This is a genomic window from Paracholeplasma morum (assembly GCF_016907055.1).
In the GTDB taxonomy this organism is placed as follows: Bacteria; Bacillota_I; Bacilli_A; order Acholeplasmatales; family UBA5453; genus Paracholeplasma; species Paracholeplasma morum.
Genome location: NZ_JAFBBG010000024.1, coordinates 1 through 8,799, shown reverse-complemented (window position 1 = coordinate 8,799; position 8,799 = coordinate 1). Strand labels below are relative to the sequence as shown.

The following is an 8,799-nucleotide window of genomic DNA, read 5'->3' as shown; positions in this document are numbered from 1 at the left end:
CAAGGTAGAGTTTATTCATCCGTTAAGTTTGAGAAGACACATCAAACATATCCAATCACCAGATCAATGAGTCGAGCAGGAACGCCTACAGATAATCCAGTCATTGAATCACTTATTGGATGGATCAAAGGTGATTTGAAACACTATCTAAAATTACATGACTTTGGTGATATCAAAAAAGCTATAGAAATCTATGTAGATTATTTTAATCATCATAGAGTAGCTTATCGATTAGATTACTTAACACCAGTTGAATATCGAACTATAAAAGGCTTTAATTAAAAAAGCCACACATCTAGAAAATGATGTATGATAAAATATAAGTATCAAGGATATAATAATATCACTTTTTATTTATCAAAGGTGGTACCTATGTGTCCTAGAAAATCATAGCAGTGCATACGATATACACCACAACCTGTTCTTTTTCTTCTTATCTTTCATTTGATGCCTCCTGCATATATATTAGTTTACACCAAGTACAGGTTTTTGGTATCAGTTCAGAAAAATGGGTGGGAAAGTACTTTACTTTCTAACCTTATTTTCATTAAAATCGAGGCTTATGAGATATAAATAAACGGCCTCTATAGTATAAAAATTAAACACGTGAACCTATTTTATTAATGGATGAAATAAAGTAAAATAACGAATATAACATAAAAAAACACAGAATATTATCGAAAATGTGTTAATTCTACCATTTTTCAATGCGGTATAGATTAGCCATATCTGGACATGTTATAATGACTTCTTAAATAGGTTTATAATGAATAAGAGGTAATATATATGAAAAGTAACAAAAGCGCAAAAATAATTAAACGCACAATCCAAAATAAGGGATTAGATTTAAATACAATCATGATTGAACTCGATTTATCACATGAGAGCTTATCCGTTTTTTTAGAGGGTAAGGGCAGTAAGGCAGATATTGAGTATCAAGTATTTGCGAGGCATTTAGATTTATCAGAAATTTTGTTAGGAGAAAAAGTCACAAAAGAAGAAGGTAGGGTTACTAATCCCTTGACATTTTTTGTCCCTTCTAAAAAACGATGTAAGAAGATTTTCAAGGGCATCAAGATCATTTGGAAATCGACCTTTTCGAAACGGTCGAAACAAGAAAAACTCAACGATTTATCTCAAGTTTTTTTGGGTATTAAACCAAAAAAACCTTACCTATTTATGAAGGTATTCTCAGTTTTGTTTCTAATAGCAGTTATCAACGCATTAACCGCAAATATTTTAGTCTTAACCATACTAACAACAAGTAGTTTGTTCATTCTTGCGATGGCAATATTGTTGTTTGAGCTAGATAACGAAGACTTTAAAATGCTTGATTTCGTTATGTACATTATCTATGGAGGGATACTATCAATCGGACTAACACACCTAATCAGAGAAATAACAAGTTATCCTGAGGGGTTCTATGGCGATGTTGTAACGGGTCTTGTCGAAGAAGCAGCGAAGTTCATCATCGTGATGTTTATCTTGAAGAAGTTGCGTGTTAAGCATGTTTTCACAGGTGTTTTAATCGGGTTTGCTGTTGGTGCAGGGTTTGATATTTTTGAGACAGCAGAATATGGTATGAATGCATTTCTTGAATCAGGTTCTTATGAAGATATGGCGGTTACACTTTGGGTAAGAAGTATATTTGCATTAGGTATCGGACATCACTTTTGGACAGCAATTTTGTCAGGTATTTTTATCGGATTAAATTGTTACGAAAAAATCTCGCTAAAAATAGTATTTCACCCTATTATGATACTTAGTTATTTAGGCGTGTCACTTTATCATGCAGCATGGAATTATAACAGTTCTATTTGGATTCAACTAAGTATGGTATTAGTCGGCATTTATACGTTTACTAGTTTGGTCGCTTATGCATTAGAATTACAAAAAAAGCGATTTTCTACAGTTGTAGCATCAGATAGTGGTCGCGTATTTTTATCATAGTCATATTGACTTAAATACGGTTTTACGTGATATCTATAAAACAAGTCTCTTCGCAAATCTATTCGCTCTTTGCGAACGGTGTCGAAGCGACTTTATTAATGATCATTCCACCTATGTTAAACATTTGGACATTTGATGTATCACTTTATCGTGGTATTGTACTATTGGTTGTTGCAAGTCCATGTGCCCTAGTAGCATCAGTTACACCGGTCATGCTTGCGGCGATGAGTCATGCAACTAAACAAGGAGTTCTTATCAAAGGATCAGTTGCTATTCAACAACTTTCCAATGTAAAGACTATATTCTATGATTAGACAGGAACAATTACCTATGGTATGTCACAGGTGGAAGATATTGAAGTGTTAGATGGCAATCAGCAAGAGATATACAAGATTATTTACCAAATTGAAGAACAGTCAAATCATCCTCTGGCTAAAGCTGAACTGATACCAAAAACCTGTACTTAGTGTAAACTAGAATATATGCAGGAGGCATCATATGAAGGATAAAAAGAAAAACCACCCAAAATGGATGGTTTGGAGTTAAGAAAGAGAACACATTCGATAGGTAAATTTGCGTTTTACAAATTCACGAGCATTAGCAATCGCTAGTGCTTTTTCTATTACTACAAATGAATCAATCAATATATCATTTTCATAAAATTGAACTTGATATAAAGTTTCATTCCATCTGCCGTAAGTCGTGCCACTTTCAATAAATGCTCTTTTTGATAGGTATCTATTATGATAGTTTTTCATAAGTTTAAAATCTGGATAAAATTCATTCATAAGGGTAACCTCCTTGGCTTGTTTGTATTTAAACTTAATAACTTAGATTATGCAAGTCTTTAATAATCTTTAATTGGTAAGAAGATAGAACTGATCTTAGGATTGGTTCTTTTTGCTTTTGTATGCTCTGAGCCAACCCATGAAAAATGATATAAGCGGTAAAATCCATGTGAGCTGGTAATGAACCTACTGCATAAGCAGTGCGAGAAATAGTCGTAGTTCCTCTATAGTCTTTAGAAACGAGGACTGATGATGAGAAAGGATAATTATCAAAAATGGAAGACTGATGGTACCTTGGAATCCAAACTAAAACTTATAAAAGAACTAGCAGGCCGTTCATGTGGTATGGGCGTGATTGCATCTGAACTTGGTATGGCTGAAAACTCGTTGTATGCACTTAGAAAAAAATATAAAGACGTAGATAAAGCATACGAAGATGGTAGAAATTTACTTAAGAAAATGATATATTAATGGCTTGTTTTAAGATTGGTTTAAATGCTAATTATGCGGTGCGTAAAACTAGTCAAGGGTGCGTAAAATAATACAGGGGTGCGTGATTTTTGGTAGGGATGCGTTGTTGTATCAAAATAGGTCAACAAATACATATTAGCACGACAGTGTAGATACAATAGTATCGACTTTAATGATTAGGAAAATAGGGAGATAATCCCTTTTTTCTTTATAATAATACCGATCTCTTTTAGGTTTAGCTTTGTGAGTTTAATCGCGCTATCGAAAATGTTAGTATAAAAACACAAAAGGTCAATAAAAAAACGAATGCATAACAAAAACACAATTGATCAAACTGAATTTTTTAAGTTATATTGTGCCGTTATCGGCATAATATTGACAGATTTAAAAATCAATGATATACTAATATTGTGCCGATAACGGCATAATAGGAAGGTGAAATAATGGAATACAAAAATATATCTTATTTTGCAACGAAATGGCACATTAAAGAAAGAAGAATTCGAATACTTTGCACAGAGGGTAGAATTCATGGTGTGAAAAAAGTTGGTAAAACTTGGCTTATACCAGACGATTCACAAAAGCCAATTGATAAAAGATTTAAACAAGTTAATGACTTGTTTTTTGATTCGATAGATTTTAATATTATTGATGAAAAAAAGGATATAATTGATTCCCATCGACCATTCTCTCAAAACATGACTAGACAATTAAGAGATAAACTAATTATTGAATGGACTTATAATTCTAATGCAATTGAAGGTAATACACTTACCTTATCAGAAACAAAAGTAGTCTTAGAAAATGGCATAACAATTAAAGGGAAACCATTAAAAGATCATTTAGAGATTATTAATCACAAAGAAGCAATTGAATACATTGAAGATCTAGTCAGCAAAAACGTTAAACTTTCAGATTACGATATTAGATCTGTTCATTATTTGATTTTGAAAGAAATTGATTCTACTAATGCTGGTAAATATAGAAATGAAAATGTGTTTATCAGTGGCGCTAAGCATGTGCCACCAGTATACATGAATGTTCCATATAAAATGCAGAATCTAATTGATCAGTATCAAAGTTGGAAAGATTTTCATCCTGTAGTAAGAGCTTGTTTCTTACATGGAGAGTTTGTAAAAATTCACCCATTTATTGATGGTAATGGTAGAACAGCAAGACTTTTATTAAATTTTGAACTCATTCAAAGTGGCTATCCACCAGTCGTAATCAAAACAGAAAATAGAGCAGATTATTATGGTGCACTAGATAAAGCGCATACAACAAATAATTATACAGATTTTATTAAAATTATTGTTGACTTGGTTAATGAGTCAGAGAATTTATACTTATATTTGATCGGTTAAGGATAAAAGGAGAAATATGAAAAAAATACTTATAGTCTCTTTTAATAGAAATGCTTGATGTCAAATAAAGTTCACATTACATAAACAAGAATAGCCTATTTATCTATGTAATAGCAATCGTGTCAAAATTTGTAGTTAAGACAATGAGTAATTTATAAAACGGGAGGACATGGATGATGAAAAAAACACTTATAGTCACAGTTTTGCTTTTTTGTGTTTTGATTCTAACATCTTGTGATTACCCAGAAAAATCATTTCAAGCATTAGATAGAGAATCTATTCCCAAAGAGGTAACTAGAGATTTCCAATTAGAAAGAGGCGTATATTCACCTTTTGTTTGGACTTCTGATAGCGATGCGATTGTAATCAGTGGCAATGACGCCATCGTTAATCAAAAAGAAGAAAATATCGTGGTCACTATTACTGCAACCATCAATAAGAAAAGTGAAAGCTTTGTAATTATCGTATTGAAGATTGGTAGTCCATTGTCCAAAAGAGAAAAGGCTATGGATATCGCGGTTTATTTAAATGAAACCTATAAAGAAATAGATGGGGATTTATTAGAACTACCTAATGAAATGAATGGAATATATATCAAATACCATCTTGACTTGTTTCAATCGTCTTACGGATACAAAAGTGATGAACATAAGACCTATTTATCGTCTAGTTTCAGATCTAGCGGAGCCAAAATTAGTATAGCAATCTCATTTTATGATGACGTTGAGATGAATCCAAGTAGCCGAGTATATGACGCATATTTAGACTTGATTGCCCACCCTATCAAAAATGATGATCCTTTCTTGTTGGCGTTTCTAGAAATTAATACAAAAAACTATTCATTTACCAATCACTTAAGATATCAAGTAGGCATAACGCAATTAAAAGTTGGAGATGTAATAGAGTTTGGAAACAGCGAAGCATTTGATGTAAAACTTCATTTAAATAGAGATGAATATTTCCTTAAATTAGATGAAAACAAATATGAGATTATTAAGCGTTTTAGAGATAACATTAGTGAACTAGCCTTTCTAACCATCACAATAGATGGTGTGTCTAAAACCGTTTTTGTCCATATGTATATGTAAATTTGGTTAAACTCTATAGAACCGTTCTATAACCCTATAAATCATTAGTTGACTTCAAAGGGGCTTTTGTTTTGTAATCTGTGTGTCCCATACGATTAAGAAGTGTTAGAAGAACGGTATTACTATGCACAAAAATCCTCGTTATCGGAGATAGACTTACGGGTATCAATGGTATATAATAAGAAATAAAAATCGATAGGATTATCACCACATTAACTATTTGTTGAAGATATTGTCTATATAAATATAGAGTTTAACTTGTGATAATCGACTCGTTAGTATAGGGAGAAAATATGATCATTGTTTATGTTATAGATAATTACGGTGAATTCTCGAATGGTACTACCATGACTGCCAAACGCTCTAAAGAACATTTGGAAGCTAAAGGTCATACAGTCAGGATTGTTACAGCTGGTGACTACGAAGAAAAGGGAATTTACCGGCTAAAAAAGCGAAATATACCACTTGTTTCTTATGTAGCTCAAAAACAAAATACCTATTTTGCTAAGCCAGATAAGAAAGTGTTTGAAGAAGCCTTTAAAGATGCCGATATTGTGCATTTTTTCTGTCCATTTAAAGTAAGTATTGAAGGTGTTAAATATGCGAAGAAACTTGGAATTCCAGTATCAAGTGCCTTTCATTTTCAACCGGAACATGTAACGTATGGAATGGGTTTAGGTAGATTAGGTAGACCACTAGCTTGGTTTATATATAAATTAATCAAACATAGGTTTTACAAACATGTCAAACATGTCCATTGTCCAAGTCAGTTTATTGCTGATGAAATCAAACGTCAGAACTATAAGAATGTTGCCCATCCTATAACCAATGGCGTTGAAGACAAATTCTTTACAACCACTGACAGAAGTACACAATCAAAAATACAAATATTATCAATCGGTCGATATGCGTTAGAGAAAAGACAGGATACCATCATCAAAGCAATTCATAAGTCCAAGTATAAAGATCAGATTGAGGTGCTTTTTGCTGGGTTAGGCCCAAGGAAAAAGTATCTTGAACGTCTAGCTAAAAGACTTAAAGTAAATGCTAGATTCGATTTTTTCTCACAAGAAGACTTGATTAGTCAAATCAAAGCATCCACTTTATATATTCATGCTGCAGACGTGGAAATCGAAGGCATTAGTGCTCTAGAAGCGATTGCAAGTGGATTAGTTCCTATTATCGCAACCGCTAAGAAGACTGCAACTAAGCAGTTTGCTTTAGACGATAGAAGTCTATTTAAAGCAAAAGACTATAAAACACTCGCCAAAAAGATTGATTATTGGTTAGAAAATAAAGAAGAACGTTTGAAAATGGGTCCAGTCTATCAAGACCATATTAGAAACTATGGTATTAATAACGCGATTAATCTACTAGAAGAAATGTTTAAGGAAACCATCAAAGATAAAAATAAAGAACTCTCTGTGAAGACAAATGATGGTAAAAAAGTTAGAAAGCATTACGAAAAATCAAGGATTAAACGAACAGGCAGTGGACTGTTTTACTATGGGTTTGCAGTACCAGTATTAGGCTTTTACTTTTACTTATTTAGAGGTCTTAGAATTAAAGGACGCAAGCAACTAAAACACATAGATAGTGGCGCGATTATGATATCAAATCACGTTCACAAACTAGACTCAGTGATGAATGCCCTCGTATGTTTCCCTAAAAAACTGATTTTTACATCGATGCAAGAGAACTTTGATACCCCGGTTGTCGGTCAACTCATTACCATTCTTGGCGCAACCCCAACACCGAAAACGGTCATCGAAACAAAGGTATTCTTTTACGAGTTGTCTAAAGCAATCGGTAAGGGTAGATATGTACACTTATATCCAGAAGGAGAACTAATTACGAAAGACTCTTCTCTTAGAGAGTTTAAAAAAGGTGCCTTCCAGTTAGCTGTAGAAAACCATGTTCCAATCGTCCCTATTCGTATTAGGTTCATAGAAAAGAAACATAAATTCAGTTATCCATTCTTTGTTAAAGATCGTATTCAAATCGAAGTGCTAAAACCACAATATCCAAACATATTTATGTTGAAAAAAGAATCAACAAACGAACTTACAGAAAGAGCCTTTAACATAATGAATCAAACAGATAAGACACAAGAAAGCGATTAACTCGACGTTAATCGTTTTTTTCATTAAATGACAGTATGAAGACGTATGGTTACAGACGTATTACAGATGAAATAAGAGATATATACGGTATTGTTTACAATACAAAGAAAGTACTTCGAATCATGAAAAAATACGGTATACAGCCGTTATATATAAAAAATCAGCAACGTATCAATTGCAGCAAACTCAAGATAGAGAGGCTTATGAAACCTGATCTTCTACAAAGAAATTTTAATGAAACCGGTTGGGTGACAGATGTTACATATCTTGACTATGCAGGTAGACGTTCATTCTTAAGTACCATTCTTGATTTACAAAGTAGAAAAATCATAGCTAGTCAAATCAGCCAGCGAAACGATGTTAAGTTGGTATTAGATACACTGCACAAAGCATTAAGAAAAATAAAAGATCCAAATGGACTGGTACTCCACTCGGATCAAGGGTTCCAGTATTTTTCAAATGAATACCGGACTGTCTGTGAGTCAAAAGGAATTCTAGTTTCAATGTCTAGAAAAGGAACACCACTTGACAACGCAGTTATTGAGAGTTTTCATTCATTACTGAAGAAAGAGACTCTCTACAATAATGATATCAAAAATCATCAGGAATATATCAAATTAGTAAAATCATGGCTGATTTTTTATAATACAAAACGTAGAAAAAATAAAAAGTAGACTCTTTGATATGATACCTCTAAAGTAGACACAGGAAATAATATAAAGAAATATATATTATTACTGTTAATACTTGGAGGTATTTTATTTTGAGAAAAAACAAACGATTAAGTTATGAAGAAAAATTACTTATTTGCACGATATATGAGAAAGGCGAAGGGTCACTTAGACAGTTAGCAAGTCAGTTTGGCGTAAGCAAAAGCGCAATAGAGGTACTGATTTTCAAATATAGTAAGTTTGGTGCTGAAGCATTACGTATGCAAGGTATGAATCAAAGTTATACTGAAACATTAAAAAATGAAGTTGTTGAATCATATAGGAATGGTGCTGGAAGTTATTAT

At 32.7% G+C, this 8,799-nt stretch carries 10 protein-coding genes; 9 read left to right on the top strand and 1 reads right to left on the bottom strand.

The genetic code is table 11. The features are described 5' to 3' along the window. The 3 genes from JN09_RS07540 to JN09_RS07530 all read left to right on the top strand — a co-directional run. The coding region (locus JN09_RS07540) for an IS3 family transposase (protein ID WP_204434553.1) at nt 1-282 on the top strand (282 nt) is incomplete at its 5' end. A 504-nt stretch (nt 283-786) separates the two neighbouring features. Continuing rightward, the gene (locus tag JN09_RS07535; RefSeq protein WP_204434551.1) at nt 787-1,950 is read left to right on the top strand and encodes a PrsW family glutamic-type intramembrane protease; all 1,164 of its coding nucleotides are present in this window, start codon (nt 787-789) and stop codon (nt 1,948-1,950) included. Between the two features lie 113 nt (nt 1,951-2,063). After that, nucleotides 2,064-2,264 carry a hypothetical protein gene (locus JN09_RS07530; RefSeq protein WP_204434542.1) on the top strand — a complete coding sequence of 67 codons (201 nt, stop codon included), beginning with the start codon at nt 2,064-2,066 and terminating at the stop codon, nt 2,262-2,264. Nucleotides 2,265-2,492: 228 nt separating this feature from the next. On the opposite strand, the gene JN09_RS07525 is transcribed toward JN09_RS07530, so the two are convergent. After that, a complete protein-coding gene (locus JN09_RS07525; RefSeq protein ID WP_204434539.1) occupies nt 2,493-2,738 on the bottom strand; it encodes a hypothetical protein in 246 nt (81 codons plus the stop codon). A 252-nt stretch (nt 2,739-2,990) separates the two neighbouring features. On the opposite strand from JN09_RS07525, the gene JN09_RS07520 reads away from it, so the two are divergent. The 6 genes from JN09_RS07520 to JN09_RS07495 form a co-directional block, all read left to right on the top strand. Continuing rightward, the gene (locus tag JN09_RS07520) at nt 2,991-3,209 is read left to right on the top strand and encodes a hypothetical protein (protein ID WP_204434536.1); all 219 of its coding nucleotides are present in this window, start codon (nt 2,991-2,993) and stop codon (nt 3,207-3,209) included. 632 nt (nt 3,210-3,841) lie between these two features. Further along, nucleotides 3,842-4,573 carry a Fic family protein gene (locus tag JN09_RS07515; protein WP_444850777.1) on the top strand — a complete coding sequence of 244 codons (732 nt, stop codon included), beginning with the start codon at nt 3,842-3,844 and terminating at the stop codon, nt 4,571-4,573. 176 nt (nt 4,574-4,749) lie between these two features. Then, nucleotides 4,750-5,661: a hypothetical protein gene (locus JN09_RS07510; RefSeq protein WP_204434532.1), complete on the top strand. Its 912-nt coding sequence runs from the start codon at nt 4,750-4,752 to the stop codon at nt 5,659-5,661. Between the two features lie 293 nt (nt 5,662-5,954). Further along, nucleotides 5,955-7,784, top strand: a complete 1,830-nt coding sequence (locus JN09_RS07505) for a glycosyltransferase (RefSeq protein WP_204434530.1) — start codon at nt 5,955-5,957, stop codon at nt 7,782-7,784. 35 nt (nt 7,785-7,819) lie between these two features. Next, complete coding sequence (locus tag JN09_RS07500; protein WP_204434528.1) at nt 7,820-8,458, top strand: IS3 family transposase; 639 nt, start codon at nt 7,820-7,822, stop codon at nt 8,456-8,458. Nucleotides 8,459-8,547: 89 nt separating this feature from the next. Continuing rightward, the coding region (locus tag JN09_RS07495; RefSeq protein WP_204432166.1) for a helix-turn-helix domain-containing protein at nt 8,548-8,799 on the top strand (252 nt) is incomplete at its 3' end.